This is a genomic window from Sporichthya sp. (assembly GCF_013815995.1).
In the GTDB taxonomy this organism is placed as follows: Bacteria; Actinomycetota; Actinomycetes; order Sporichthyales; family Sporichthyaceae; genus Sporichthya.
Window position 1 is genome coordinate 35818 of sequence record NZ_JACDFE010000003.1, and the last position, 25308, is coordinate 61125.

Sequence of the window (25308 nt, forward strand, 5' to 3'; positions counted from 1 at the left end):
ACGCGTCCCATGCTCGCTCAATCTAGGAACGAGGCCGCTACTTTGTATAGTACTTCTTTAGGAGAACGGCCAGGATCGGGAGACACGGTGACTGCCAGCACCCCACCGTCGGAGGCCGAGTTCCTCGCTGAGGCCAGAGCATTCCTCGCCTGCTCGGCACCGCGGCGGCTCGCCACGGGGGGCGCGTGGGGGCAGGGCGATGACGAGGTCCCCGTCCTCGACGCACCTGACGAGGCGCAGGAACGGGCCGACCTGGCACAGGCCCGCGCCTGGAGAGCCACCCTCTTCGACGCCGGCTACGCCTGGATCGACGGTCCCCCCGCGCACGGCGGGCGGGGACTGCCCGCCGGCCACGCCAAGGCCTTCTCCCGCCTCGAGGCCGAGTTTGAAATCCCTCGCCTCGACACCATGCTGGTGTCGCTGCGCATCGTCGTCCCAGCTCTCGCCGCGCATGGCACGCCGGAGCAGAAGCGGCAGTTTCTCCCGAAGCTGTTGCGAGGCGACCTCGTCGCCTGCCAGCTGTTCTCCGAGCCCGAGGCCGGCTCCGACCTGGCCGGCGTCAAGACGAAAGCCGTCCGGCAGGGCGAAGGCTGGGTCGTCAACGGGCAGAAGGTCTGGACGTCCGGCGGGCACTACTCCGACTTCGGTCTGCTCCTGGCGCGGACCGACCCGGCGGCACCCAAACATTCAGCGCTGACGATGTTCCTGGTGGACATGAGATCCCCGGGCATCGATGTCAAACCTCTCCGCCAGATGACCGGGAGCACGAACTTCAACGAGGTGTTCCTCGACGACCTCGCGGTGCCCGACGGCGCGCGCGTCGGAGAGATCAACGAGGGCTGGCGCGTTGCCGTGACCACCCTCATGACGGAGCGCCAAGCCGTCGGCGACAGCAAGGAAGCCCCCGTCTCCGTACTCGTGGACCGCCTCCTCGCGCTGGCCCAGCACGAGCACGGCCGTTCACCCATCTCGTACCCGGCCGCGCGAGACTCCGTGGTCAAGGCGTATGTATTGAGCAAGGTGGCCGACCTGACCAGCGCGCGCTTCCTGCAGAACGCCGAGCGGACCGGAGCCGTGGGACCTGAGATGTCCGCGGTGAAGCTGATGCGACAAGACGTCCTGAGCCAGGCGCTCGACGCGGCCGGCGTCCTGGTCGGACCGGGAATGACCGCCGACACCGGGCAGTGGGGAACTTTCGCCTGGGGCCACGCCGCAGTGGCCGCACCGGGGTTGCGGATCGGTGGAGGAACCGACGAGATCCAGCGCAACATCCTGGCCGAGCGCGTCCTCGGGTTGCCCCGCGAGCCAGTGGCGTGAAGGTGTCTCAGCCCCCCTCGCTGTCGCATGATGTCGGTGCCCGGGGGCTGCGCGATCAAGCTGTAGTCTTGCCGCCGATGCCAAAGGAAGCAGCGTCCGCGAAGGCCACGAAGGATCGGCCGAGGCGGGTCCGGATGTCGCCGGAGGACCGCCGGGCGCAGATCATCGACGAGGCTCGCGCGTTGTTCGTCGAGCTGGGCTACGGCGGCGCGCGGATCCACGACATCGCCGTTCGGGCCGGCATCACCGACGCCTTCATTTACTACCACTTCGACAGCAAGCGGGAGCTCTACCACGCCGCCATTCGCGAGCCGATCGAGGTACTGATCCACGACCTCGTCGAGGAATCCAACGCGATGAGCAGTCGGCACGCGACGCACCAGGAGATCCTGCGGCATTTCCACGAGCTGATGTTGCGCTACATGACCGACATCGGACCGTTGCTCGGCGTCGCGCTCCTGTCGGACAAGCTCGATGCGAAGGAGCTCTACAACGAGTTCGTCCTCCCGAAGTTCTCGGCGGCGATCGGCTCGATCCTTGCCGAGCTGACAGGGTGGCACGACCAAGAGGTCGACCTCGAGGTGCTCGTCGAGGCGACGTTCGGGGTTCACCTCGGGATCGCGCTGTGGCGCTTACTCGCCCCTGGCCCGGAGAACCAGCGATCGATGGCCCGCCAGCTGGGAACGCTCTTCGGTGGCGGCATTCCTCTCGGCTCGCCCCCAGGGTTCGAGGTCCCGGCCGCTTCCGCTCCGCGGGCCAAGGCCGGACGCCGGGCGAAGGCGAAGGCTCTCCCGGCGGCCGCTGGGGAGCAGGGCGATCCCGGATCGGTCGAAGCGTTCCGGGCGAAGATGACGCAGATGCTCCACGGGCCGGCCGCACCCGCGGAGGCAGCAGCACCGGCGGGTCCCGAAGTTCGGCGACGCCGCATGTCGGAAGATGCTCGGCGCGCCAGCATTCTTCGCGCCGCCCGGGAAGTGTTCGTCGCCGCCGGTGTCAAGGAAGCTCGAACGAAGGACATCGCGAGCACGGCCGGGATTACGGAAGCCTTCATGTTCCGGGTCTTCCGTTCCAAGGACGAGCTCTACCAGGAGGCCGTCGAAGGCCCAGCCGGTGCGGTGTGGCAGCTGCTCACCGTCGAGATCGAGACCGTGGCGAAGGATCCGACGCTCACCGGACCGGAGATCTTGCTGCGGGTCAACGAGCGCATTCTCGTCGCGCTGGTGGAGGTCGCACCCCTGCTAGGCGTTGTCCTCTTCTCCGACATCGATCGGGGCAAGCGATTCGTCGAGATGGTGGCTTCGACGCGGTCGTCGCCGTTCCGGCGCATTCAGAAGGTCATTTCCCAGGCCGCCGGTTGGAAGCCTCCGGCGATCACCTCGGAGGTGGCGATGAAGGCCATCATGGGGGTCCACCTGGGATTGGCACTCGACGCGATGCTCCGAGAGCGGGAGATCGACATCCCTGAGACGGCCCGTTGCATCACCGCGATGCTCATCGCGGGCGTTCGTGCCGACGGTGATCGGGAGACTGCGAGCCTCGCCTAGTGGTTTGTCTGTGAATTAGCGCGGTATAGTGGACCATGCCGATCAAGACAGCACCGGCGATGCCGGTCACCAGTGAGCAGCGTGCCGAGTTGACCCGGATGGCGCGGTCCTCGACGTTGCCCCACCGTGCGGTGGTCCAGGCCCGGGGTCTTCTGTTGGCCGCGGACGGCGTGGCCAATCAGGAGATCGCGCGGCGTTGCGAGGTGGACTCGGACACTGTGCGCCGGTGGCGGGTCCGGTTCGCCGAGGCTGGCCCGGCCGGTCTCGGGGTGATCGCCAAGGGCCGGGGGCGTAAGGCGTGGTTGCCCGAGGGGACGGTGGCCAAGGTGTTGCACGCGACTCAGCACGAGAGCCCGCCGGACGGCTCGACGCATTGGTCCACGCGGTCGCTGAGCAAGCATCTGGGGATCGGCAAGGACGCGGTGGCCCGGATCTGGTCCGACCACAACCTCAAGCCGTGGAAGCTCGACACCTTCAAGATCAGCAACGATCCCCGGTTCGAGGAGAAGCTGGTCGATGTGGTCGGGGTCTACCTCAACCCGCCGGCTCGGGCGGTGGTGTTCAGTTTCGATGAGAAGACCCAGTGCCAGGCGTTGGACCGCACTCAGCCTTCGCTGCCGATGAAGGCGGGCCGGGCGGGCACCATGACCCACGACTACAAGCGCAACGGCACCGTCGACCTGGTCGCCGCGATGAACATCGCCACCGGGCAGGTCCTGACCCACTGTCAGAAAGGACACACCGGCACCGACGTCCTGCGATTCTTCAAGCAGATCGACGCCGCCGTCCCGCGCGGACTGGGCGTGCACGTGATCCTGGACAATCTTTCCGCGCACTCCACCCCGGAGATCGCCAAGTGGCTCGCACACAAGGACCGCCGCCGCTGGCACCTGCACTTCACCCCCACCTCAAGTTCGTGGCTGAACCTGGTCGAGCGCTGGTTCAAGGAGTTGACCGAGAAGCGTCTGCTCCGCGGGCGGTTCACCAGCGTCGCCGAACTCACCGCCGCGATCACCGACTGGGCCGGGCACTGGAACAGCGACCCGAAGCCCTTCATCTGGAAGGCGACCGCGGAGGAGATCATCGCCAAGGTTCGGCGCGGCCGCGCCACGCTCAACCAGATCAATTCGCAGACGGACCACTAGCGTCTCGCGCCACTCGTTCGTGACGCGGGGTCAGTACGGGTAGAACTGCTTGATCCACCGGCGGTACTGGCTCACGACCTTCGCCTCTTCACGGGCCAGCGGCGGCTGAGCGACGTAGCGCATGTTCTCCCAGATGGGCCGGTCGGAACCGACCCCGGGCCGGGCCTCAAGGACCTCCCGGTGCTGCGCCAAACAGATCGCGCGGGCCAGGTTGTCCGGCTCGTCGGTCCGGGCGCCCTCCGGACGTTGCACCCAGACCGACAACCGCAGGTCCGAGTTGTGGTGGTCTCGCGGGATCACCGAGATCACCTGCATTGTGGTGCGCAGGCCGTGGAAGTGGGCGAAGACGATGCCCATCCCCCACGAGTCGTTCGTCAGCACGAGATGGGTGGGACCCTTGGCCGTCGGAATTTCTCCGCTGAACACGGTGTGCAGCCGCGGCCCGGTCTCCGTCCACACGTCGAGCGAGGGGAAGTCGACCCACTTGTGCACGAACTTCACGTGGGGCATGTCGGCCATGTTCTCCACGAGAAGGTGCGGCGGGAATCCGACCTGATCGATCGCAATGCCGTGCGGGTAAGCGGGGTAGAAGTCGGGGTTGTCGTAGGCCTCGACGACCAGCGGCTCCCACGTGGGCTGCCCCTTCAGGGCGTCGTACCAGAGGTAGATGAGCTCGCCGGCCTCGCGGACCGGCCAGTGCCGCAGCCGACATTCGTCCGACCGCCCCGCGGGTGCGTCGGGTGAGCGGCCGGCGCCGTCCCATCGCCAGCCGTGGTTGGGACACGTGATCGTCTGTGCCTGCACGACCCCTCCGTGTCCGAGGTGGGCGCCCCGGTGCGGGCAGTGGGCGTCCACGACGCGAGCTTCGCCGCCGGCGGTCCGGTACAGGACGAGGTCTTGGGCGAAGTAGTGCAGCGGGCGGACGTCCCCCGGCTTCAACTCCCCCGACCAGGCGACCTGGAACCAGCCGGTCGGGAAGGCCTTGTATGGGAACTGCCCGGACGGCGTTGCTGAGTCAGCCCGCTGCTCGATCGGGACGGTGGTCACCTACGGCCCACCTCTCCAGCTGAGTAGAGCGACTCCGCCCAGCCGGCGACAATCGCCCAGTCCGCGTCATCCTCGGAGTCGGTCGTTGTCGTCCGAGCCCAACGCTGGTTCTCCCAGATGGCGATGTCCCGATCCAGCTGGGCCCAGCGGCGCTGGACCTCTGCAGCGGTGGCGCCCACGGCGATAGTGCGGAGAACTGTTCGTTCGTCGTCGACCGGCGTGGCCAAGGTGAAGAAGGTCCCGCCCATCGGCGTCGCGTTCTGCATCCGAGAGACGCCGACCCCCCAGCACTCCACGACAACCGGCGCGGTGGCATCTCCGCCGACCGAATGGTGGGTGACTCCGAGGTACTCATCCTTGCCCACGATCGTCGGCGCACCTAGGGCTGTCGCAGAGGCGAACGCCACGTGCGCCGGATCCACCGCGGTCTCGACGGCCATCTCGGGGAACATCCGGACCGTGTCTTCCCTCATGACCTGTTCTCCGCCGGCACCGAGCTCCGCGAACGAGGGCGGCTCCCACGCCGGCTCGCCCCCGCACTCGTCGTGCCAGATGAACACAAGACCGTCCTGCTCAAGGACCGACCAGCCCTTGAGCTGGCGGGCCCGGTTGAGCCGGGAGCTGTAGGGGATCTCGACAACCTCGCCCCCCCTGTCCCACCGCCACCCGTGGTACGGGCAGATGATGTCGTCTCCGGTAACGCGACCGCCGATCCCCAAATGCGCACCCATGTGCGCGCAGTAGGCATCGAAGACCACGACCTGGCCGGACTCGCCGCGGTAGACAACCAGCTCGACACCGAAGTGGTGCAGCGGCCGCGGCTCACTCCGGACCTCGTCGGACGTTCCGATGCAGAACCACCCGGTGGGCCGCGCGATGTGCGACCTCTGATCGTCCACGAGCCAGTCTCCTCGACCTACTAAATCGGTACTGTATATAGTACGGTCCCGACTCGCGGTGTCAATCGTGATGGAAAGAGAGCCCGGTGTGCCCGAGGATCTGATTGTCAGCCGGGAGGGTCACGTCGTGACCATTGCGCTGAACCGACCCGAGGTTCGGAACGCGCTGCGGCCTCAGACTTACGACGAGCTGGCCGATGCCGTCCGCGGGGCGGATGCGCGCTGCATCGTGATCACGGGAGCTGATCCGGGCTTCTGTTCGGGCGACGACGTGGCCGCTCTCCTCGCTGTGCCCGGGGCAGTCGCCCAGATCATGAGGCACAAGGCCCTCATCCCTGCGGCCGAAGCCCTCCAGCACACAGATGTGCCGGTCATCGCCGCCGTCAACGGCGCCGCCGTGGGCTGGGGTGTCGAACTTGCCCTCATGGCTGACCTTCGAGTTCTGTCCGAACGCGCGGTCTTCCACCCGGCCTTCACCCAGCGGGGCCTGATCTGCAGCACGATGGGCTTGAGCCGATTGGCCCAGCTGATCGGTCGAGAGGCTGCCACCGAGGCAATGCTAACCGGAGCGAAGATCGACGCGCAGGAGTCGCTGCGGCTGGGCCTGACGCGGTCGGTGGTCCCGCACGACGAACTCATGCCGGCCGCCATGGCGCTCGCGCACAAGATTGCCGCCCAACCGCCGTTGGCGGTCGCAGCGCTCAAGGCCGGCCTACGCCGGGCGCTCGACCCCGACCTGGCCAGCCTCGGTCACTGGTGCGCGACGGAACTGGTCCGACTCCTGGAGACCGCCGACCACCAAGAGGCCGTGGCAGCTCTCGTGGAGAAGCGAATACCGCAGTATGTGGGTCGCTGACGTGAGACAACATGCCTACACGGAAGGTCCGGATGTACGACACCCCGCCTCGTACTGAGCCAGCCGACTCTCACCGAGATGACACTGCCTTCTCGGCGCGGAGTCAGACCATCGTCGTGTGGTGGGCACTCGCTTTCGGTGCGATCTTCTCCGTAGCACTGATCTGGTTGCTCAACATGCTCCCGCCACCCGACCCGGACCTGAGCGCGGAGGAGGTCGCGCAGTGGTATCGCGGCCAGGACACCCAGATCAAGATCGGCGCGACCATCGCCCCTCCTGGACCGCGGCCTTTCTCATCCCGTTCTGGGCGGTCATCGGTATTCAGATGTCCCGACAGGAGCGCGGCCGGCCGATCTGGTCCGTGCTGGCTGTGGTCGGCGGGGCGCTGATGACGGTTGTCATAGTCCTCCCCCCGGTGTTCTGGGGCGTTGCGGCGTTCACGCCGGACCGGGATCCCGAAGTCACCCAGCTCATGCACGAACTGGGGTGCCTCACATTCATCACCACGGACCAGTTCTACATCTTCGCCTGGGTGGCCTTGGCGGTCATCTGCTTCCGTCCGCAGGCCGCAGCGCACTCGCCTTTCTCCCGCTGGTACGGCTACTTCACAGCATGGTCGGCAATGACGTTCGAGACCGGCGCACTCGCCTACAACGCCAAGAGCGGGTTGTTCACCTGGAACGGTCTCCTGCCGTTCTGGATACCGTTCCCCATCTTCGGGCTATGGATGGCCGTGACGTCGTGGCTCTTGCTGACGCGCCTGAAGTCGCAGCGCTTGGACGCCGAGGCGCGGGAGCAGGCGCTGCACCATGTCGGTCGCTGAACCGCTCACAAGGCAAGCACCCGCTGCGCCCGTCAAGGGATTCCTCGGCGTACCGGTATCGCTGTTCGGGATCCGTGGGACGTTCCCGCAAGTGACCGAGGCGGTCATCTTGGCCGAGAGTCTCGGCTTCAGCGGTGTCTCTTTCGGAGAGCATCATGCGTCCCGGGTGGTGGACTGGCCCGACCCCCTGATCATCCAAGCCGGCCTCGCCGCCGTCACCAGCCGAATCACCTTGGGCACCTCCATCTCTCTGCTGCCGCTGTACAACCCGGTGGAGTTCGCGGAACGTGTGGCCGTCATCGACCAGATGTCTGGAGGCCGCGTTCAGCTAGGAGCCTGCTGAACAAGGCCGGGTGGCGGGGCGCACCGAGGCGCTCACGGCGCGGTCCGACCCGAGGGTCGACAGGTGTCGCCCCGCCGAGTCTGAGATTGCCAAGGCCTGTGCTGGGCGGTCACACCCCCGGGGGCACGGTCTGCAGGGCGTGCTCGCCGGCGCCTATGACGTGGCGATCGCCTGCGGCGTGGAGTCGATGAGTCGGGTTCCCCTTGGCTCCGCCCGGCCGGCCAGTCGAGGTCGGCGCTTCGACGCGCGCTATTCAGCGGGGCTGGTGAACCAGGGAGTCGCGGCGGAACTCGTCGCCCAGCGGTGGAAGCTGGACCGCGACGTCCTGGACGCCTACTCTGCGGAGTCGCACCGACGGGCGGCGGCGGCGATCAGCAGTGGAGCCTTCGATCCCGAGATCGTGCCGGTGCCGCTGACGGATGGTCAGATGCACACGACCGACGAGACTGTGCGCGCCTCCACCACGCCCGACAGCCTCGCCGACCTGCGGCCCTCGTTCCACACGGACGAAATGGCGGCGCGATTTCCCGACCTGGGCTGGGTGATCACGCCGGGCAACTCCTCTCCCCTGACCGACGGCGCCTCGGCCGTCCTGATCATGAGCGAGGAGCGGGCGAACCGGTTGGGCCTGCGCCCACGGGCTCGGTTCCACGCCTTCGCCGTCGTCGGGGACGACGCCCTGCTGATGCTCACCGGCCCGATCCCGGCGACCCGCAAGGTGTTGGCCAACGCCGGTCTCGGCATCGATGACATCGACATCTACGAGGTCAACGAGGCCTTCGCGCCGGTGCCGCTCGCCTGGGCCCACGAGTTGGGCGCCGATCCCGCCAAGCTCAACCCGTGGGGTGGCGCCATCTCCCTGGGCCACGCCCTCGGCTCGTCCGGGACCCGACTGCTGACCACGATGCTCAACCACCTTGAGGCGACCGGCGGGCGCTACGGCCTGCAGACGATGTGCGAGGCCGGCGGAATGGCCAACGCCACCGTCATCGAGCGGCTCTGACACCGAAACGGAAGACACCTATGACTGAATCCAACGGCCGCGTGGCGGTCGTCACCGGAGCCGCGCGCGGAATCGGCGCGGCCATCGCGGACCGGCTCGCCCACGAGGGTCACCGCGTGGCCCTCCTCGACCTCGACGAAGCCGCCGCCGCAGCCACCGCGAAGGAGCTCAGGGGACGTGGTCTGTCCGCGGACTCGTGGGGCGTCGACATCACCGATCCCGAGCAGGTGCAGGCGGCGGTGGCCTCCCTGTCCGAACGTCTCGGACCGCCGACGATCCTGGTCAACAACGCCGGCATCACCCGCGACAGCTCGTTCCACAACATGAGCCTGCAGGACTGGGACGCGGTCCTGAACGTGCACCTGCGCGGCGCATTCGTGGTCACCCAGGCCGTCCAGGCGTCCATGACCGCGGCTGGATGGGGACGCATCGTCAACATCTCGAGCGTCTCGGCGTTGGGCAATCGCGGTCAGGCGAACTATTCAACCGCGAAGGCCGGGCTGCAGGGCCTCACCCGGACACTGGCCCTCGAACTCGGTCCGTTCGGCGTGACCGTCAACGCGATCGCACCGGGATTCATCGCCACGGAGATGACCGACGCGACCGCGGTCCGACTTGGCGTCACCCCGGAGGAGTTCCAGGCCAAGGTCGCCGCGCAGACCCCGGTCCGCCGCGTCGGTCGCCCCGATGACATCGCCGCGCTGACCGCGTTCCTCGTCGGCGAGGAGGCCGGGTTCGTCTCCGGCCAGGTCATCTACGCCGCCGGCGGCCCGAAGTCCTGATCGACCGCGGTAGTTCCCTCGACCATCACATCGCCGTCGCAACCGCGGCGCGGAACGGAGCAGCAATGGGTTCACCCACCATCGTGGCCGGTGTCGGCATGGTGCCGTTCACCAAGCCCGGTCGCAGCGAGTCGTACGACGTGATGGGCGAGCAGGCGGCCCGATCCGCCCTGACCGACGCCGGGATCGCGTACTCCGCCGTGCAGCAGGCCTTCGTGGGGTACAGCTATGGCGGCTCCACGTGCGGCCAGGCGGCGTTGTACGGCGTGGGGCAGACGGGCATCCCGATCGTCAACGTCAACAACAACTGCTCCTCCGGTTCGACCGCGCTCTACCTCGCGCGCCAGGCCGTGGCCAGCGGGACCGTCGACTGCGCCCTGGCCCTCGGGTTCGAACAGATGCAGCCGGGCGCGCTGAGCGCGATGTGGACCGACCGTCCCCAGCCGATGGACCGCTTCCAGGCGGCGGCAGCCGAGTTGCTGCCCCCTGACGTGAATACGGACGCGCTGGCGGCCGCCTATTTCGGCGCTGCGGGACAGGCGTACCTCGACGAGTTCGGGGGCACCGCGGAACTGTTCGCCCGGGTCTCGGTGAAAGCGCGCGCCCACGCCGTGCGCAACCCCTTCGCCGTGTTCCGCGATCCGATCACCCTGGAGCAGGTGCTGGAGTCCCCACACATCGCCGGCCCGATCACCCGGCTGATGTGCTGCCCCCGCCCACCTGCGGGGCCGCGGCCGCCGTCGTCTGCACGCCCGACTTTGCCCGGGCCCACGGTGTCGAGAACACCGTGTCGATCCGCGCCCAGGCGCTGACCACGGACACCACGCGCACCTTCGAGGCGCGGGACACGCGCAGCGTCGTCGGCTACGACATGGCCCGGGCTGCGGCCACCCAGGTGTACGAGGCGGCCGGGGTCGGTCCCGAGGAGATTCCTGTGGTCGAGCTCCACGACTGCTTCGCCAGCAACGAGGTCCTCACCTACGAGGCGCTCGGCCTAACGGCACCCGGCACGGCGGAGAAGTTCGTGATGACCGGTGAGAACACCTACGGCGGCCGGGTCGTCACGAACCCGTCCGGTGGGCTGCTCTCCAAGGGACACCCCATCGGCGCGACGGGGCTCGCCCAGTGCTTCGAGCTGGTCCAGCAGCTGCGGGGACAGGCGGGCGATCGTCAGGTGGACGGCGCCCGGCTGGCGCTCCAACACAACCTCGGCCTCGGCGGCGCGTGCGTCGTGACGATGTACGAGAAGGTCGCTGCGCTGGCACCTGCACGAACTCGACCCCACCTTGGACATCCCGGCCCGCGGCCTGCGTCGTTTCGTGCACATCGACGCCCTCGCCGCCCGGTTGGCCGGACGCGAAGGCACCGTCGCCCGCTTGGCCCGGGACCTGCTCACCCGGTGCCGGGACCTCACCGAGACGATCAACGCGATCGAGTGCGAGCTGCGGATCCTGGTCCACCGCCTGGCACCGACCCTGCTCACAGTTCCTGGCTGCGGCGCCCTGGGCGCGGCGATGATCCTCGGCGAAACTGCAGGCGCTCAACGGTTCCGCAACAAGGACGCCTACGCCCGCTTCACCGGCACCGCGCCGGTCCCGGTTTGGTCCGGGGCCAGCCGTGGCAAGGTCCGTCTCAACCGCGGCGGCAACCGCGCGATCAACACCGCTCTGCACATGATCGCCGTCACCCAGGCCCGCGGCATCGGCCCCGGCAAGAACTACATCGAGAAGGTCCAGGCCACCGGCAAGACCCGTACCGAAGCGCTGCGCCTGCTGCGCCGCCGGCTCTCCGACACCGTCTTCGCCGCGCTCCGCGCCGACGAGCCCGCCCGCGTCACCGGAAGCCCCGCCAATGCACACAACGACCTGCAGGCACCAGTTCCGGTGGCGGCTTTGACATAGGAGCGTCTACGGGCTTGAACCGCAGCACCAGAGTGCGTCGACGTCGCCGGGCGACACCCCGCCATCATCGCCCCGACCACCGCGGACGCCCAAGGCCAACCCCGGATACCGGCAGCGAAGTACGGACGGGTATGGACTCTGACGGATCGTCACGGACGATATCCGAATTGATCCGCTCCACGTCTTTTGACGACAATGTCAGCCCTACGGACCCCGCGCCGAGACGGCCCGCACGGCCGACAACGGCGCCGCCGGGCACTGCGATCCACCTTCGTCGGCACCTCGCCCCCGCCAGCGCACCCAGCCGAAGGGTGCCCGCCCGCATCAGCCTGGCCGACGAACGGAGTGCGTACGGGCCGAATACTCATCTTGCTCAAGGTGAGGCCGCCGTCGATCTGGCCGGGATCGCGCACACAGGGAGGACGTGGAGCCCTCCCAAACGCGCCTCGCGCCGAACCCATCAGCCCGGTGGCCGCGGTGATGTCGTTGGCGCGCCTGTCGGCGGGGTCGGGATACCGGTACCTGCTCAAGCACACCGCGTGCGGGGACTGCGCCCGCGATGCCGGGACGTCATTGACGTCGTACTACGCCGAGTCGGGCTACCCGGCCGGCCGGTGGTTCGGCTCCGGGTTGGCCGGGCTCAACGGCGGGCGCGGGCTGACCGCGGGCACGGCCGTCACCGAGGAGGCGATGGCGGCGCTCTACGGTCGCGGGCACGACCCGGTCAGCGGGGCGGCACTCGGCCGCGCCTACCCCACGTACCGGACGGCCGACGACCGGATCGCCGACGCGGTCAATCGACTACCCGAAACCCTCACCGGCGCGGAGCGCCAAGCCGCGACCGACGCGATCGAGACCCGCGAGCGCGCCCGCCCGGTGAAGGCTGCGGTTGCCGGATTCGACCTGACGTTCACGGCGCCGAAGTCGGCGAGCGTGCTGTGGGCGCTCGGCGACCCGGGCACGCAGCAGGCCATCGCCGACGCTCACCGCGACGCGGTCACCTCGGTGCTGTCCTTGATCGAGGACCGTTTCCTGCACACCCGCACCGGCGCCCACTCGTGCGCGCAGGTCGCGACTCGCGGGATGCTCGCCGCCGGCTTCGAACACTGGGACACCCGGACCGGCGATCCCAACCTGCACACGCACGTCGTGATCGCCAACAAGGTGCAAGGACCCGACGGGCGTTGGCGCTCGGTCGACGGGCAAGCGATCTATCACGCCGCCGTCGCGTGCTCCGAGGTGTACGACACCCTGCTCGCCGACGCACTGGCCGCTCGCCTCCCTCTCACCTGGGGACTGCGGGACCGCGGAGATCGCCGCAACCCGGCCTTCGAGATCGACGGCGTGGACGACGTGCTGCTCACGCTGTTCTCCGCGCGCAGCAGCCAGATCGAGGCACACCTGCGCGGTCTGCTCGCCGACTTCAGCGCCGAGTACGGACGTGACCCGACCCGCCGCGAGATGCTGCGGCTGCGCCAGCAGTCCACCCTGGCCTCCCGCCCGGAAAAGACCGTCGCGCCACTGCCGGACCTGTTCACCCGCTGGCGGACCCAGGCCGCGGCGGCAACAGGTCGGCCCATCGAGGAGATCACCGCGTCCGCGCTTCACGCCGCCGCCTCCCCGGTTCAGGCCGACGCGGTCCCGGCCGAGTTGATCGAGCGATTCGCGCAGGCGACGCTGGTCGCGCTCGGGGAACGCCGCTCGACCTGGACCCGGCCGAACCTGCTCGCCGAAGCCGCCCGCGCCACACGCCTGCTGCGCGTCGCCGAACCGAGCGAGCGGATCGCGCTGCTGGACCGGGTCGTCGATGCCGCACTGTCCGCGTGCGTTGCGCTGGATCCACCCGAGGTGTTCAACACCCCGGCCCGGTTCCGTCGTGCGAACGGGACCAGCGCCTTCACCCGTCCCGACGAGCACGCCTTTACGACCGCCGCGGTGCTGGCGGCCGAGGCGCGGCTGCTGGCGGGCACCACCCTCCTCGACGCAGCGCGCGTGGACGCCGAGGACCTTGCCGCCGCGGCAGCGAGGATCCCGCCGGGGGCACCCGGGCGGCGGCTGTCGGCGGACCAGCAGGCGGCGGTCGTCGCGATCGCTTCGTCCGGGCGCCGTATCGATGTGCTCGTCGGCCCGGCCGGCACGGGGAAGACCCGCACCCTTCGGGCGTTGCGGGCCGGCTGGGAACACGTTCACGGTCGCGGATCGGTCATCGGGCTGGCGCCCTCGTCCACTGCAGCCGCCGAACTCTCCGCGGCTCTCGGGGTGACGTGCGAGAACACCGCGAAGTGGCTGCACGAGTCCACCCGCGACGACCCCGACCCGCGCTGGGTCCTGCGGCGCGGACAGCTGTTGGTCCTCGACGAAGCGTCCATGGTCGCCACCGGTGATCTCGACGCCCTGGCCACCCAGGCCGCGACCGCCGGGGCGAAGCTGGTCCTGGTCGGTGATCATCACCAGCTCGGCGCCGTCGGCGCCGGCGGCGCGTTCGCGCTGTTGGCCGAACAGCAGCAGGCTGTGCACCTCAGCGCGCTGTGGCGGTTCGAGCACCAATGGGAGGCCGAGGCGACCCGTGGCCTGCGGGACGGGCGCACCGGCGTCCTGGACGCCTACGCCGAGCATGATCGGCTGCGCGGCGGGCCCGGTGAGCTGATGATGGACGCCGCCTACACCGCGTGGGCCGCGGACATCGCCGCCGGGCGCACCGCCGTCCTGGTCGCCACCGACCGCCGCACCGTCGCGGCGCTGAACCGGCGTGCCCACGACGACCGCGTCGACGCGGGGCTCGTGCACCCTGACGGCATCGCGCTCGCCGATGAGACCAGCGGCGGAGTCGGGGACATCGTCGTCACCCGACGCAACGACAGGAGAATCCCGGCCCCCGACGGTCACGTCCGCAACGGCGCCCTGTGGCAGATCACCGCAGCGAGCCCCGACGGGTCGATCGAGGTCCGGCCACTCCCCCGCACCGGCGACGACGCCCACAACGCCGAAAGCCACGCCGACGCGTCCGCCAACACAATCCACCTGCCCGCCGAGTACGTCCAAGCGCACGTCGAGCTCGGCTACGCCACCACCGTGCACCGCGCCCAGGGCACAACCGTCGACCGCGGCCACGCCGTCATCCAGGAAGGGATGACCCGCCAGCAGCTCTACGTCGCGATGACCCGCGGCCGAGGCGCAAACCACGCCTACGTCGCGCTCGACGGACTCGACCCGACCTGTCCCCAGCAACCCGACGAGCACGTCATTCCGACGGTGCGTCAGATGATGGACAAGGTGCTCGCCACTGACGGCGCCGAACTGTCCGCCACCGCGACCCTGCGCCGCCGCCAGAACGACGCGACCTCGCTGCGCCACCTGCTGCCGATCCGCGACACCCTCACCGCAGCGGCCGAGGCAGGCGACGGTGAGACCGGCCGATCGGCCGACGAGATCCGGCACCTTCTTCGACTCCGGGCAGAACAAGCCCGGCGAGCCCAGGACAGCCGGCCCGCATGCCACCCAGCCACCCCGGCCCACCACACTCACGAAGGGATCCAGCGTTGACCAGCCCCGAGTACACCGAGAACCTGCCGCCGGACCTGTTCCCGACCTTCCCGGTCTGCTGGGCCACGCTCAGCGACCTCGAGACCGAGGACTCGCTCGAGGAACTGGAAGACTGGATCACCTGGCTCGTCGAGCGCTACACCCTCGACCACCGCACCGTCCCGCCGTGCTGGGAGCACCACGGGGCGCTGGTCGAAGAGCTGTCCGCGCTGCGAACCGCGTGGATCGCTGCGTTCAATGTCACCGGTCGACCTGAGGCACCCCTGGAGTGGCACGCACAGTTCGCCGGCGCCCGACAAAGACTGACTGACTGGGCGTCGCGCACTGGCTGTCGTACTGGGACCCACCGACCGGACCGCTGACTCGATTCATCGCATCGCGAGGCTTGCGGTCGCGCGCATCAGATCCAGGCTGGACGGGAAGGTCAGCCGGGTGCACACGAATCGAGAAGGTCCAGCAAGTCACAAGATCGAGTGAAGTACGAGAACTGCAACGGCTGCTCCTGTGCGTCGCGAAAGCTACCTGTGTTCACGCCAATTAGCCGGAGCGGGCGGTGTGGAGGCCCTTTCAAACCCCCTCCAAGAGACAGTCCGCGTTGCGTCGCAAAGACGGGGGCACCGGAGAGGCCGGAACGGCTCAGGGACTGATACAGCACTGCTCGGGCGTCACCTGCGGCGCGCTCGACAGTCACTGGATGACGCGGGTCGGCTGCAATCAATCCGGTCAGGAGAACCGGGCGATCTGACGTGACGCCCGGCAAGCTCGCGTACCCGGGAGAGGCGATGAAGTCTCCCGCTCTAACGTCTGCGCCGAACTCGCCTTCAGACGCCAACATCTCTCTGCGGATCCAGTGGAGCGGGAGCGCGCCCGTGAACGTTGAGGCCGTTGCTAGCGGACTGAGCGGGATCACCGCGATATCGAGGTCGCCCGCAGCCGGAAAGATCGGCGCAGCGACCGGCACGAACTCAATCCAGTGCTCCTCCTCTTCCGCGAGATGGTTCCAGCCGGACACACCGACTTCGTGGAGCTGTGCCCCCACGTGTTTGGGTATCGCCAGCCGAGGATCGACGACGTGACGGGCTGTTGCCAGGAAATAGCCAGCACCCCCATTCTCAACGACGAACCCAGTGCCACTTCCGCTTGCGCTACTGCCGTCCCGCAACGTGAAGACGACCGAGAGACGAAGAGCGCTGTACAACAGCGCATTCGAGAAACCGAGGTCCAGCATCTCGCTGGTCTCCAAACCGAGATCTACCGATGCTGAGGAAACCTGTCCGACCCCATCATCACCTTGGACCCTCCGACCACCACCGCGTGCCCGGGCAGTCATCCGCAGCCAGCCGGTCAGTAGGCAGAGTGCGACCGGAGGGGCAAGCTGGCGTTACGCCGAGGGCGGCAGGTGCTCCCGCTGTGGTGCGGCAGGGTGTGGCGGTCGCAGCAGGTAAGCGGGAGATTGCGGGAACTGACGAGCGGAGCGAACCGACGGCGCGCCAACCCGGACCGCCGCGTCCGTCTGACTGTCGATGTGGGGTCGCAGCGTTTCAGCGGCGACGACCGCGCGGTCGAGCTGCGTGAGCATCCGCGGTGTGCGGTCCGGGTCCTGCGTCGTCGCGACGGTGTGCCGCAGGTGGGATTGCTGGCTTCGGTCGGGTATGGCCCAGTGCCGAAGCTCGACCTGCTCCCGAGCCTTGTCAGCGAGGGCGGTCAGCAGCCGAGGGAGGCGGCCCGCCAAGCGTGAAGCCTCGTCAACGGCGGGCAGCGGAGCGCGGCCGCCGAGGGCCGCGCGGGTGTAGCAAGAGAGCTCGCGGATCTGATGCTCCAGCGCGGGTGCTCGGCACTCGACGAGCATCGCTTCACCGTGACGGCCCGCGACGACCTGATTGAGCGTCACGGCGAGCCCGCCGAGATCGTCCCGTAGCGGCCGGCCCGAAGGTTCAATTGCGCCGGCCTTGGCGGCGAGGATGCTCAGGTCGCGGCCAAGGGTGGCGACGACCCGAACGTGGTTCGGTGCGAGTTCGTCCGCGGCCTTGATCTGGGTCGTCAGGCGACGAAGTGCCGCAGCCGCGGACTGCCCGTCGGTCGGGGTGATGACCCGACGCGATTCCGGGCCGCCGATGGTCAGGGCCCGGACCGCCTGGCTCTGGCCGGCGCCGGTCGGCGCGTCCGCGAGACTGCGCACCTCGCGAGCGACCAGCCGAAGGCCCGCGGTGCGGTCGAGGTAGGCGACGACGTCAGACCGGGACGCCGCTGCCGCCGCCCCCGCGAGCACGGGGTCCAGGGCGGCGACGAGCTCTGTGAGAGCGGCGACTTGCCGCACGGCGTGCCAGGCCTGATCGCCCTCGGGCTGCCGCGGTACGGCGGACCAGATTCGGTCGGCCACCAGGGCGTCCCGCCCGACAGCGGCCCACTGCCGGGTCGCTGCGCTTCCGGGGGCGGCGGCATCGAGCAGGTCACTCGGGGCCCTGGAGACCCGCGGACGCCCTCGGTCTTGCAGGAGGATTCCGAGCGCCCGAACGGGGTGGCGTTCGGTCAGCGCGAGCAGGTCCCGCTGCCCGTGCGGAAGTCGGTCCCCACCGGCCGGCGCCAGATCCCGCAGGACGACCGCGGCACCGGCCAGGACCGCGGCCCGCGCGGTGACGGCAACCTCGACATCCATAGCGGCGGGGTCACCGCTCCGAGGACCGCGGCCGGCGAGCGCCGCCAGACTGACGGCGCTGCGGAGGACGACCTCGTCCCAGGCGGTCACGGCCACTGCGCCGAACAACCGCCCACGTCGAAGCCGGGGTTGTCGGCGAGCAGGTCGAGTTCGGCGAGGTCGGCGATCGTCGCCGCATAACGGGCCACGTCCGCGGCCGTGTCGGCGTAGACGATGGCCGCTCCGAGAAGCCTGACGGCATCGGCGATGTCGAACCCCTGGTCGTCCGAATCCTCGATGTCGGTCAGAGGCGGGTAAGGCGGGTACACCGACTCCAAGCTCAGGAACGCAAGCCCGATCGCGGTGAGATCGCAGCAGGGGTCCAGCGGGTGCTCGTCCAGGGCGAGCCGGAGCTGGGCGCTCGCCAGGGCCAGCCGCGCCAACTGCACGACCTCGGGCGGGTCGGTGAAGATCGGTTCCGGGTTCATCTGTGCTCCTCGGTTGGGGGTGTGTTTCGACGACGGTGGACGCGAATCGGCGAGCGCAGACCCGGCGCGGCCCGGATCTGTGGATGACCGGCCGGGGCAGATCGGGTTGTGGACGACGTGGCGGTCAGCACGGGCTTGGCCCATCCCGCTCTGCCGCGTGCGGCTGAGGAGCGCGCGGCGCCCGGTCGTACTCCGGCAGCAGTGGCTCCAGATCAGCGGCGGGACAGTCGAGGCGAAGATCGGTGACGATGCCGCGGGCCGTGCCGATCGCCCGGGTCGCGGCGTCCCGAAGCATCGAGGAGTCGCCGCCGGACCAGCCAGCGAGGTAGGGGACCGAGTAGGCCTCGCTGGTCAACCCGGCGGCGTGGGTGACCAGGAAGGCGATCGACTCCGCCTCGACCTCGGCCTGGGCACGACACCCCAGCGAGCTTCCGTACTCGGCGAGGAACCGGGTCTCGTGGTCGGCGCGAATGTGGCCGAGCTCGTGGGCGAGGGTCTTGGCAGCTTGGGCGTCGGACACGTCGTCGCGGACGACGACGGTGCGAGCAGTGAAGTCGGTGATGCCATTGGCGCCGCCGCTGCACGGGCCGCGCCGAACCGCATACCCGAAGGTTTGGATGCTCTCCACGAGACGCGTGACGAGCAGTCCGGGGGCATCTCCGGCGAGCAACTCAGGGCCGCACTCGGGGAGCGGCTCCCCTTCGGTCTGCGCGAGATCTTCTCTTGAGATTCGGTCGCGGTGTGTCGCACGCGCTGGGCTGGGCGGCGGGCTCGTAGCGTCAGGTATGCAGGAGGTGCGGCGATGGCCGGGTCTGGTGTTGGGGTCGAGGTCGTGGATGCGTTCTTGACGGAGCTGACCCGTCAGGGCTGCGGTTCTTACACTCTTCGCGCTTACCGCTACGGCGTGCTGGACTTCGGGCGCTGGCTGGCCGAGCGAGACAAGCCGTTGGGTTCGGTGTCCAGGGCAGATATCGAGGACTACATCGGGGCCTTCGCCGACGGCGAGCGCGGCGCGGGCCGGGCGCCACACGCGGTCACCGATCCGGTCGTGGTTGAGCTGGACTCGGGGCGCCCGGTGGCGCGCCCGGGTCGGGCCGCTCGGACGGTTAACCACCGGTTGAGCGTGCTGGCCGCGTTCTTCGAGTTCCTGGCCCAGAGCGGCCTTGACGGGGTGTGGCCCCGGGAGCGGGTCAGCCCGGTGCCGGCCGCTCCGCAGGCCGGACCGCGGCACGGTCGCCCCGGCGGTGGCGATGTCCCGGTCCGGGCGCGCGCGGAGCTGCGTCGCCGGGAACCGCAGGCGATCGCGCGCGATCTCGATCCGGCGGTGATCGCGCGCCTGGTCGAGGCCGCGCCGTCGTGGCGGGACCGGGCGTTGTTGTTGCTGCTTTCGCGCAGCGGGGCCCGGATCGGTGACTGGAGCGAGCTGCATGGCCGGCACGGCGCGCTGGGCATGGAGCTGGCCGATCTGGATCGACGCACCGGCACGGTCATCGTCCGGTTGAAGGGCGCCCGCGACGAGCACTGCGTGCCGGTCTCCGCGCCGTTCTGGACCGCGTTCGATCGCTACCTGACCGAGGAACGTGGGGATCCGCCCACGAACGCGGCCTGGGTCGGCACCCGGCGAGGACGGGGCCGCCCGCTGAGCTACGCGGCCTTCGAGGCGGGCTTGCGGCACCTGGGCGCCAGAGTCGGGGTCACGGTCAGCGCGCACATGTTTCGGCACACGGTCGCCACGGCCCTGGTCGAGCACGGCGGCGCGGCGGTGGCCCAGCGGGTGCTCGGTCACCGCCACGTCGGCACCACGATCGACAGCTACGTCCACGTGGACCGGGTCGCGCTGGTGGCCGCGCTGGCCGCCTTCGAGGACCGGCCCACACCCGCGGAAGCCCGCAGCGCTGCGAGCGGGCAACGGTATGTGTTCCACTACGACCCCTCCACTCTGGCTGTGCTGGACGAGATCGCGCATCCGCGCGTCGTTGAGGACGGATCGTGAGCAGCCGGACCGTGAGCGGCCGGGCCGGGCAGCTGGTCGGCGCCCGTGCGTTGTCGAGCACTCCTTACGACCGTGCCGCGGTGCTGGGGCACCTGGAGAACGAGATCGCCCTCTACCGGTTCCGCGAACGTTGTGACCGGGCCCGGATGCTGCGCGCGGCGGGCTTCACCGTCGGTGAGCTGGATCGGCTGCCAGGGCAGGATCTGAGGCAGCGTTGGCAGCGCTTCGAGGCCGAGACCTGGACGGGCTGGACGGGCGGGAACACCCCGGCGGTGCTGGGCGAGAGATGGACCTGGGGAGCGTGGGCCCTGATCACCTCCCGGCTGGTCCGCCCCTCCTGGCCGCTGCTGAGCCAGACCCGCACAAGCCAGTGGGTCGCCCGACTCCCAGCTGAGGACCCCTTGATCACCGCGCACGACCGGCTTCGTCAGGCCGCCACCGGTCTGCAGCTGGGCAGCACCCCGATCCGCGCGACGGCGATCAACCGTGGCCTGCGCCTGCTGCTGCTGACGGGCTGCGATGAACTGGAGCAGCTCACCGATGAGGATCTGCACGCGGTGACCGGCGGCAAGGGCGCGGACACCCTTGAGGTGATGCTCCATCAGATGGGTGTGCTGGACCGGACCCCGCAACGCGGTTCGGCCCGGATGGCGACCACACCCCGGCACAGCCCCGCGCAGCTGGCCGTGGTGCACGGGGTGCCGGCACCGTTCACCGACCTGGTCGGGCTCTACCTGGAGCACTACGCCCGGCGCCTGTCCGACACCTACCCCACGCTGCGACACAAGGCCGGGGCGCTGGGCCACTTCTTCAGCTGGCTCCTGGCCACCCACCCGCAGGTCACCAGCTGTTCGCAGCTGACCCCGGCCCAGGCCCGCGGCTTCGTCACCCACGCCTTGGAGCTCTCCCGCCAGGTGCGCCGCGGCCGCCATGCCGGTGAGGGCGACTCGACGACCGCGCACGCGTGGCTGATCGATGTGCGCACCTTCTTCGCCGATATCGGCGCGTGGGGCAGCGAGGACGGTTCCCCCTTCGCCGCCCACCGCCCAGCGGTGGTCCCGCTGACCCGCCACGACCTGGCCACGGCCGGGTTCGCCAAGGCCCGACGCCGCAGCCAGGCCCGCACGACCCGCCTGGTGCTGGACCTGGAACGCGAGCTGCCCAACATCCGCGCGTTCGGGCTGCGCCGCTGGCACGAGACGCAACAGATGCTCGCCGGCGAGACCGCCGCCACCGACGACCCGGCCACCGACTCCGACGCCGATAATTCCGCCGGCGCTGATGCGCAGAAGGTGCGAGCGGAGCGGATCGCCTTCTGGGACTGGGCCCTGCTCGAGCTGCTGCTGACCAGCGGGCTGCGCATCGAAGAGGCCTGTGAGCTGACCACCCTGGATGTGCTGCGCCGCCAGCTGCCCGATGGGCGGTTGTACTACCTGCTGCACATCAAACCCTCCAAGTTCGGCCGGGCCCGGGTGATCCCGATCGGGGACCAGCTCGGCCGGGTGATCGCCGAGATCGTGCGCCACGTGCGCGCCTTTCACGGCACCGATCAGGTCCCGGCGTGTGACCGCCGGGACTTCCACGAAAAGCGGCCGCTGCCCCGCGCGCCCTACCTGCTGCAATCGCGCACCCACCCGGCCGCGTTGGGCACCAGCACCATCCGCGCCCGCCTGCGCGCGTTGTCCCTGGCCGCCGGCGCCCGGCACGCCGACGGCAGTGCGTTGGAGCTGGCCCCACACGACTGCCGGCGGGCCTTCGCCAGCGAGCACCTCAACGCCAACACCCCGGTGCACGTGATCGCCGCGCTGCTCGGACACGCCGGGGTGAACACCGTGATGATCTACGCCAAGCTCTACCCCACCCAGCTCGTCGAGGACTACCGCAAGGCGATGCGCGGGCTCTACGGCGACGTCTACGGCCCCGAAGCAGCGGCGCATCCCAGCGATGCGGACTGGGCCGCGTTCACCGCCAGCTGCTCGATGCGCGACATGGGCACGCACCTGTGTGCGCTGCCCACCGGCGAGCACTGCCCACGCGGGCTGGTCTGCCTGGGCTGCGGCCACGCCCAACCGAAGAAGAGCGCCGCCCCCACCTTCCGGCGCATGCTCGCCAGCCACTCCCGCGCGCTGGATCGTGCCCGCACCGGCGGCGAACCGGCCGGGCAGATCGCGTCCCGGGAACTGGAAGTCGAACGCATCCGCAGCGCGCTGGGGCGCGCGGAGGAACTCAGCGCCGATGCCGCCGCGGCACTGGAAGCCGCCGCGATCTGAGAGCATCCCGGCATGCCCCGCACCTGGCTGTCCATCCGCGTCGACCTCGTCGAAGGCCACGCCGACTACCTGTGGCCCCGGCCCGGGCGGATCTTCGCCGCTGCCCGCCGGCACACCTTCGCCGAGCTCGCCACCGCGATCGATGACGCGTTCGCCCGCTGGGACCGCGCGCACCTGCACCAGTTCTGGCTCGCCGACGGCGCCCGCGTCAGCACGCCCGACCCCGAATGGGACGAGCCCGACCAGGTCGTGCACGACGACCGCAAGCTCACCCTGGCCCGCCTGCAACCCGGCGAGCAGTTCGCCTACGAGTTCGACTTCGGCGACAGCTGGCTGCACCTGTGCACCGTCGGCCCGGTGCGCATCGACCCCCTCGACCAGCTCGGCATCACCCCCGACCAGCCCATGCCCTACTGGGGGTGGGGAACGATCCCCGACCAGTACGGCCGCCGCTGGGACAGCGACGACGGCGAAAGCCGTCCACCGGCCAACCCCAAGGGCACCGACCTCCCCCACATCGGCCCATGGCAGTGGCGTCGTTGAGCTCGCCCCCGGCCCGGCGTTGAGCTCGCCCCCGAGCGGCCTGACACACTGGACCCAGTCGCTGCCAGCCCGGCCGCACGGCGGGCACCGGGCCGAATCTCGGGATAACGGGTCGAAGACGTGCACGACGCGGAACCCGCGCAGCCGGCGCGCAGGTTCTCGGTCGGGTCCTTCCTCCCGGTGGTCCGGTCTGCTCGCCGCGGGTCGCTCGGCGTCGGCGGCCTCGCCGGACTTGGCCCGGGAGAGGCAGGGCGCGAGGATCGCGATGCCTTTCTCCCCTTTCAGGACCCGGCGCCCGAGAGCGCTCCAGGCTCGGATCCCGGCGACCCTGGTCGCGTCGGGACGCTGCACGCCGATGAGCAGGAGGTTGTTGACGCTGTAGCTCGGGAAGCGGGCGGCAACCACGAGCATCCGAGCCCACGCGTCACCGGCGGTGAGCTCGTCCACCGCGGCGACGAGGTGGGCATGGGCCGCTGCCAACCGATCCGTGGGGTCCGCCCGTCGCGAGGTAGCCGTTCCCATGTGACGCCCCTTCAGTTCCGGGTCCGGGCGGAGGGCAGCGCGAGCCCAGCGCAGACCGGCTCGGACCAGCCGAGATAGCTGGCAGCACTGACGAAGCCGGCCTCCAGCCGGGCGAGCGTCACGTGGTAGACCCCGCCTTGCGCGCCGGTCGCCGCGTCGAGCACGTCGTTGGAGACCACGGTGATCCGGTGCGGGTTGCAGCCGGCGCGCGAGATGACCAGGGCGACGTGCCCCGGCTGACCCGGGCCGGTGTCCCAGAAGGCGAAAGCACCCGGTGGTGGGCAGCGGTCACCCGGGTGGGCCAGCCCGGCGCGGCCCATCGCCGACCAGTGGGCAAGGGCGTCGGGGTAGCCGGAGTTCGCGTAGCCGTAGGCCCGGCAGGCCAGCCGGTCACAGAGTCGGGACCAGCCACTGCGGGTGCCGACCAGCGACAGGGCGCTGCTGATCGCGGCCGCCGACCCACGCGGTGCCGGGCTCGCTGCGGCCGGAACACAACCACCTGGTCCAGTCACCGGCGCCTCGGCAACGACTACCTCCGCCGGCACACACGACGACGCGGGTGCGGCCGCGCCGAGGACCGCGAGGGTCGCGAGCAGCGGGGTGGCCAGTGCCGTGGCGGCGAGCCCGCCGCCGGCGAAGACGAGGGCGGTCATCGCGGATCCCGAACAAGGGTGGCTCCGGCAGCGCTGTCGGCTTCGATGGCCGCCTGGCCTGCGCGCAACTCGTCGGCGTCGGCTCGCTGAGTCCACGGGGCGAGGTCGATGACCGTCGGTCGGGTGTGGCGCAGTAGTAGCACCGCTGTCCCGAACGGCAGCGTGCGCAGCACTGACGCCGGCATGACCGGGACCTGACGCACACTCACGCTCTGGGACCGATCGCCGCTGTACCCGCGGGTCCAGGTGGTGGTGCTCTCGTCGACCTCGCCGAGCAGTCGCGCGACGTCTTCGAGGTCGCGGGCCTTGCCCAGACCGCCGAGGACGAGCTTGACGGTGGCGGCGTCCCAGATCGCGTCCGCGGCATGTTCGCCCCAGCGGTGCCGGGCTTGGGCGAGTGACTGCAGCACGGCCAGGGTCGTGATGCCCGATCCCCCGCCCTCGGCCATCAAGGACGGCAGGGACGGCAGCGGGGTCAGGTTGGCGATCTCGTCGAGTGCGAGCAGCAGCGGCGGGTCGAGCCGGGCCCCGGGTGAGCGGGCGGCTCGGGCGCGGGCGGTTTCGGTGATGTCCTCCACGAATGCGGCGACCAGCGGCGCGCAGGTGCCGGACGAGACGGCCGAGGCGAGCAGGAACAGCGTCCCGGAATCGGCGAGGAAGGCGCCGGGATCGAACCGGTCCCCGGGGCCGGGGTCGAGGGCGTGCAGGACGTCGGGGTCGGCCAGCGCGGCGAGGGCCTGCCGGACCCCGAGCCACACCGAATCCCGGGTGCGCGGGTCGGCGTGGACGGCGGACTCGAGAGCGTCGGCCCACCCTTCGGCGGCATCCGGGTGCCGGTGCAACACCGTGATCGCGTCCCTAGCCGCTGCCGGGTTGAGCGACCAGCGGTACAGGTCCAGGACTCGGCGTCCGTCCAGCGCGGCGGCGTGCAGCAGGCACCGCAGCGCGGCCTCGGTCTGTCCGGACCAGAAGTCCGAGTCCGACACCGTGCGGCCGTAGCC

22 protein-coding genes and 2 pseudogenes are annotated in these 25308 nt (G+C 69.9%); 15 read left to right on the top strand and 9 right to left on the bottom strand.

All coding sequences use genetic code 11. The features are described from left to right. The first annotated feature begins 87 nt into the window (after positions 1-87). The 3 genes from H0X00_RS00795 to H0X00_RS00805 all read left to right on the top strand — a co-directional run bounded on the left by H0X00_RS00795 (position 88) and on the right by H0X00_RS00805 (position 4006). On the top strand, positions 88-1317 hold the full coding sequence (locus H0X00_RS00795; RefSeq protein WP_293766596.1) for an acyl-CoA dehydrogenase family protein: 1230 nt from the start codon (positions 88-90) through the stop codon (positions 1315-1317). Positions 1318-1451: 134 nt separating this feature from the next. Continuing rightward, on the top strand, positions 1452-2861 hold the full coding sequence (locus H0X00_RS00800; RefSeq protein WP_293766598.1) for a TetR/AcrR family transcriptional regulator: 1410 nt from the start codon (positions 1452-1454) through the stop codon (positions 2859-2861). Between the two features lie 35 nt (positions 2862-2896). Then, positions 2897-4006 carry an IS630 family transposase gene (locus tag H0X00_RS00805; RefSeq protein WP_293766600.1) on the top strand — a complete coding sequence of 370 codons (1110 nt, stop codon included), beginning with the start codon at positions 2897-2899 and terminating at the stop codon, positions 4004-4006. 30 nt (positions 4007-4036) lie between these two features. On the opposite strand, the gene H0X00_RS00810 is transcribed toward H0X00_RS00805, so the two are convergent. Beyond that, positions 4037-5053 carry a Rieske 2Fe-2S domain-containing protein gene (locus H0X00_RS00810; protein WP_293766602.1) on the bottom strand — a complete coding sequence of 339 codons (1017 nt, stop codon included), beginning with the start codon at positions 5051-5053 and terminating at the stop codon, positions 4037-4039. Continuing rightward, on the bottom strand, positions 5050-5952 hold the full coding sequence (locus H0X00_RS00815) for a Rieske 2Fe-2S domain-containing protein (RefSeq protein WP_293766604.1): 903 nt from the start codon (positions 5950-5952) through the stop codon (positions 5050-5052). Before H0X00_RS00815 ends, H0X00_RS00810 begins: the two co-directional genes overlap by 4 nt. Positions 5953-6079: 127 nt before the next feature. On the opposite strand from H0X00_RS00815, the gene H0X00_RS00820 reads away from it, so the two are divergent. The 9 genes and pseudogenes from H0X00_RS00820 to H0X00_RS00865 all read left to right on the top strand — a co-directional run bounded on the left by H0X00_RS00820 (position 6080) and on the right by H0X00_RS00865 (position 15565). Next, positions 6080-6808, top strand: coding sequence for an enoyl-CoA hydratase-related protein (locus tag H0X00_RS00820; protein WP_293766606.1), 729 nt, complete (start codon positions 6080-6082; stop codon positions 6806-6808). Between the two features lie 223 nt (positions 6809-7031). Next, entirely contained in the window at positions 7032-7631 is a 600-nt protein-coding gene (locus H0X00_RS00825) for a hypothetical protein (protein ID WP_293766608.1), read from the top strand. Between the two features lie 91 nt (positions 7632-7722). Next, positions 7723-7974 (top strand): LLM class flavin-dependent oxidoreductase, encoded by a 252-nt coding sequence (locus H0X00_RS00830; RefSeq protein WP_293766610.1) that lies wholly within the window; start codon positions 7723-7725, stop codon positions 7972-7974. 10 nt (positions 7975-7984) lie between these two features. Continuing rightward, a complete protein-coding gene (locus H0X00_RS00835) occupies positions 7985-8977 on the top strand; it encodes a thiolase family protein (protein WP_293766612.1) in 993 nt (330 codons plus the stop codon). Positions 8978-8997: 20 nt separating this feature from the next. Next, positions 8998-9759 carry a 3-oxoacyl-ACP reductase FabG gene (gene fabG / locus H0X00_RS00840; protein ID WP_293766615.1) on the top strand — a complete coding sequence of 254 codons (762 nt, stop codon included), beginning with the start codon at positions 8998-9000 and terminating at the stop codon, positions 9757-9759. Between the two features lie 65 nt (positions 9760-9824). Beyond that, positions 9825-11011, top strand: a pseudogene (locus tag H0X00_RS23570) (lipid-transfer protein); the annotation flags it as partial. Between the two features lie 34 nt (positions 11012-11045). Beyond that, the gene (locus tag H0X00_RS00855) at positions 11046-11660 is read left to right on the top strand and encodes an IS110 family transposase (RefSeq protein WP_293766619.1); all 615 of its coding nucleotides are present in this window, start codon (positions 11046-11048) and stop codon (positions 11658-11660) included. Between the two features lie 468 nt (positions 11661-12128). Further along, positions 12129-15203, top strand: a complete 3075-nt coding sequence (gene mobF, locus H0X00_RS00860) for a MobF family relaxase (protein WP_293766621.1) — start codon at positions 12129-12131, stop codon at positions 15201-15203. Then, a complete protein-coding gene (locus tag H0X00_RS00865) occupies positions 15200-15565 on the top strand; it encodes a hypothetical protein (protein ID WP_293766623.1) in 366 nt (121 codons plus the stop codon). Before mobF ends, H0X00_RS00865 begins: the two co-directional genes overlap by 4 nt. A 62-nt stretch (positions 15566-15627) precedes the next feature. Here H0X00_RS00865 and H0X00_RS00870 read toward each other — a convergent pair whose 3' ends face one another. From H0X00_RS00870 to H0X00_RS00885, 4 genes are all read right to left on the bottom strand, one after another. Beyond that, positions 15628-16446, bottom strand: coding sequence for a trypsin-like peptidase domain-containing protein (locus tag H0X00_RS00870; protein ID WP_293766626.1), 819 nt, complete (start codon positions 16444-16446; stop codon positions 15628-15630). Positions 16447-16584: 138 nt separating this feature from the next. Then, entirely contained in the window at positions 16585-17949 is a 1365-nt protein-coding gene (locus H0X00_RS00875) for a hypothetical protein (protein ID WP_293766628.1), read from the bottom strand. Then, the gene (locus tag H0X00_RS00880; protein WP_293766630.1) at positions 17946-18326 is read right to left on the bottom strand and encodes a hypothetical protein; all 381 of its coding nucleotides are present in this window, start codon (positions 18324-18326) and stop codon (positions 17946-17948) included. Before H0X00_RS00880 ends, H0X00_RS00875 begins: the two co-directional genes overlap by 4 nt. Before the next feature lie 124 nt (positions 18327-18450). After that, positions 18451-18954: an ImmA/IrrE family metallo-endopeptidase gene (locus H0X00_RS00885; protein ID WP_293766632.1), complete on the bottom strand. Its 504-nt coding sequence runs from the start codon at positions 18952-18954 to the stop codon at positions 18451-18453. Between the two features lie 174 nt (positions 18955-19128). Between H0X00_RS00885 and H0X00_RS00890 the strand changes: the two genes are divergently transcribed. Genes H0X00_RS00890 through H0X00_RS00900 form a run of 3 tightly spaced genes read left to right on the top strand, consistent with a single transcriptional unit; the run spans position 19129 to position 23132 of the window. Continuing rightward, positions 19129-20319 (top strand): tyrosine-type recombinase/integrase, encoded by a 1191-nt coding sequence (locus tag H0X00_RS00890; protein ID WP_293766634.1) that lies wholly within the window; start codon positions 19129-19131, stop codon positions 20317-20319. After that, on the top strand, positions 20316-22589 hold the full coding sequence (locus H0X00_RS00895) for a site-specific integrase (protein ID WP_293766635.1): 2274 nt from the start codon (positions 20316-20318) through the stop codon (positions 22587-22589). The genes H0X00_RS00890 and H0X00_RS00895 overlap by 4 nt, the downstream gene beginning before the upstream one ends. A gap of 12 nt (positions 22590-22601) precedes the next feature. After that, on the top strand, positions 22602-23132 hold the full coding sequence (locus H0X00_RS00900) for a hypothetical protein (RefSeq protein ID WP_293766637.1): 531 nt from the start codon (positions 22602-22604) through the stop codon (positions 23130-23132). A 198-nt stretch (positions 23133-23330) separates the two neighbouring features. Here the strand turns inward: H0X00_RS00900 and H0X00_RS23575 are convergent. From H0X00_RS23575 to H0X00_RS00915, 3 genes and pseudogenes are all read right to left on the bottom strand, one after another. Continuing rightward, positions 23331-23654: pseudogene (locus H0X00_RS23575) on the bottom strand (ArdC-like ssDNA-binding domain-containing protein); the annotation flags it as partial. A gap of 11 nt (positions 23655-23665) precedes the next feature. Then, positions 23666-24307 carry a hypothetical protein gene (locus H0X00_RS00910; RefSeq protein ID WP_293766639.1) on the bottom strand — a complete coding sequence of 214 codons (642 nt, stop codon included), beginning with the start codon at positions 24305-24307 and terminating at the stop codon, positions 23666-23668. After that, positions 24304-25308: type IV secretory system conjugative DNA transfer family protein (locus H0X00_RS00915; RefSeq protein WP_293766642.1), on the bottom strand; the 1005-nt coding region annotated here is incomplete at its 5' end. The genes H0X00_RS00910 and H0X00_RS00915, both read right to left, overlap by 4 nt.

Excerpts from the sequence above, each read along its gene's own strand:
- H0X00_RS00800 (WP_293766598.1), top strand. The coding sequence starts at position 1,452 with ATGTCGCCGGAGGACCGCCGGGCGCAGATCATCGACGAGGCTCGCGCG.
- H0X00_RS00805 (WP_293766600.1), top strand. The coding sequence starts at position 2,897 with ATGCCGATCAAGACAGCACCGGCGATGCCGGTCACCAGTGAGCAGCGT.
- fabG (WP_293766615.1), top strand. The coding sequence starts at position 8,998 with ATGACTGAATCCAACGGCCGCGTGGCGGTCGTCACCGGAGCCGCGCGC.
- H0X00_RS00880 (WP_293766630.1), bottom strand. The coding sequence starts at position 18,326 with ATGAACCCGGAACCGATCTTCACCGACCCGCCCGAGGTCGTGCAGTTG.
- H0X00_RS00890 (WP_293766634.1), top strand. The coding sequence starts at position 19,129 with ATGGCCGGGTCTGGTGTTGGGGTCGAGGTCGTGGATGCGTTCTTGACG.
- H0X00_RS00900 (WP_293766637.1), top strand. The coding sequence starts at position 22,602 with ATGCCCCGCACCTGGCTGTCCATCCGCGTCGACCTCGTCGAAGGCCAC.
- H0X00_RS00910 (WP_293766639.1), bottom strand. The coding sequence starts at position 24,307 with ATGACCGCCCTCGTCTTCGCCGGCGGCGGGCTCGCCGCCACGGCACTG.